This window comes from Lactobacillus sp. N54.MGS-719, from assembly GCF_000980505.1.
GTDB classification, from domain to species: Bacteria; Bacillota; Bacilli; order Lactobacillales; family Lactobacillaceae; genus Lactobacillus; species Lactobacillus amylovorus.
This window is the reverse complement of record NZ_LARO01000093.1, coordinates 1-1,728: the sequence shown is the minus strand read 5'-3', so window position 1 is coordinate 1,728 and position 1,728 is coordinate 1. Positions and strand designations below refer to the sequence as shown.

Below are 1,728 nucleotides of genomic sequence, written 5' to 3'. Positions count from 1 at the left end.
GTCACGGCATTGGCTTCATCTCCACTTTACATAGTAAAAGAAAAAGTGTTGAACGACTACTCCGTCGAGTAATCATCCAACACTAGATTAGTATGTTTTGTTTATTCAATAAACAAAGACTTATCAAAAAAAGCCCACCCTTTGGGTGGACCTTCAAAATTAATAATTTAATCTGATTTGTAATGAACCTGTTTCTACACAGTCGCCAAAGCACTTCATTGCGGCATCGTATGTGGACTTAGCTGTCTTATCGTTAGCCTCTTGAAGTTTCTTTTGCAATTTTTCACCGTCAAGATCTTGGACTTCTTGATCAGTTTCAAGTAAAACATGACGACCAGCAGCTAAAGTACTTTGTTTCATCTCTTCAATTGAAGCACTGTAGCGGAATGGGTGCTCGTCAGCAATTGTTGTAATTGCATGAGTAAGCCAGTACATATCTTGAATATCGAAATGTTCCTTAGTATCGCGATAAGTACTTGGAGTATCAAGAATATTGGTGTAGTAAGGAGCAATACCATTGAAGGCATTTGGACCAAAGGCTACCCATTGAACACCAGCGATTTTTTCTGGAACGTTGTTTCTAATTTGCAAGATTGATAATTCTTGGTTACGTTGGAAACCAATTGGACGGAAGGCATGACGGTCTGCGTCTGTACCCTCTAAGCCATATGGATCGTACTTAGTGTGTTGATAACGTGAAGACAATGCATACTTAAAGTCTTCAATAGTAAGCAAGTGTTCAGGCTTTTTTGCAAATGGTAATTCTGGATCGTCTGGTTCACGAACGTCACTTGGGTTAAACAACTTTTGAATATACCATTCACGTGGAATGTTGTATTCATAGTCTGAATCGTCATGGCTACCAAAAATATGACGCAAATTGTATGGATTGCCTTGATGATCGATATCTAAATAATTATCTTTAATCATCTTTTCCAAATCGGCAGAAGCCATTGTGTCGTCGCTATTAAAGTCAAAGTCGGTAATACTGAACCAGTTAGGTGCAGCAACGTAGCAGTCATCAGGCACACGTTTTGCGGCCCAGTGGTGGCCACCGATTGTTTCCATGTACCAAACTTCGTCCTTATCTGAAAAGGCAACACCGTTTGATTCATAGGTACCATACTTTTCAAGGTATTTACCTAAAAGCTTTACCCCTTCACGAGCTGAATAAATATATGGCAAAACGATGGTAACAAAATCTTCTTCACCGATACCCTTTTTATTCATTGGATCCACGCCCAAAACACGTGAATTAGTGGTGCTAGTTTCAGTAGCTGACATAGCAACGTTTGCGGCATTGATGCCGGCTTCACCCCACCAGCCCATCTTCTTCATAGTTGATTCAAGTTCAGGCACAGCGGTGTAACGCATTGGATCACTTGGCAGATCTACCTTGCATTTTGAAGTTACGGATTGATATTCCTTAGGTTGCTTGTCTGGCGTTACAACGATGAAACGCTTAGGGTTAAAAGCGTGACCGTAGTCTTCATTTCTGGCAACTAGAGTTGAACCGTCGGTAGTAGCTTTTTTACCGGCTAAAATTGTTGTACATGGCATAATTGATTCCTCCTATAATTTGTTTCTTATCCTTATTGTAAAACTTTTATAGGTTAAATTATTTTAGTTGAGACTGTAAAATAGTTTGTGTAAGGATGAATGATTCCTTAAATTTATTTCTTTAAACATTAGAAAAAGGAGTTCCTTTCTCGTATGATTGGTTTGAAC

The 1,728-nt window shown here is 39.1% G+C and carries 1 protein-coding gene; it reads right to left on the bottom strand.

Annotated elements, in window-relative coordinates:
- Positions 1 to 159: 159 nt before the first annotated feature.
- Positions 160 to 1,560, bottom strand: a complete 1,401-nt coding sequence (locus WS44_RS09170; RefSeq protein ID WP_014565449.1) for a C69 family dipeptidase — start codon at positions 1,558 to 1,560, stop codon at positions 160 to 162.
- Positions 1,561 to 1,728 lie beyond the last annotated feature (168 nt).

Bases quoted from the DNA above. Each gene is read 5' to 3' on its own strand.
- WS44_RS09170 (WP_014565449.1), bottom strand. From the start codon at position 1,560: ATGCCATGTACAACAATTTTAGCCGGTAAAAAAGCTACTACCGACGGT.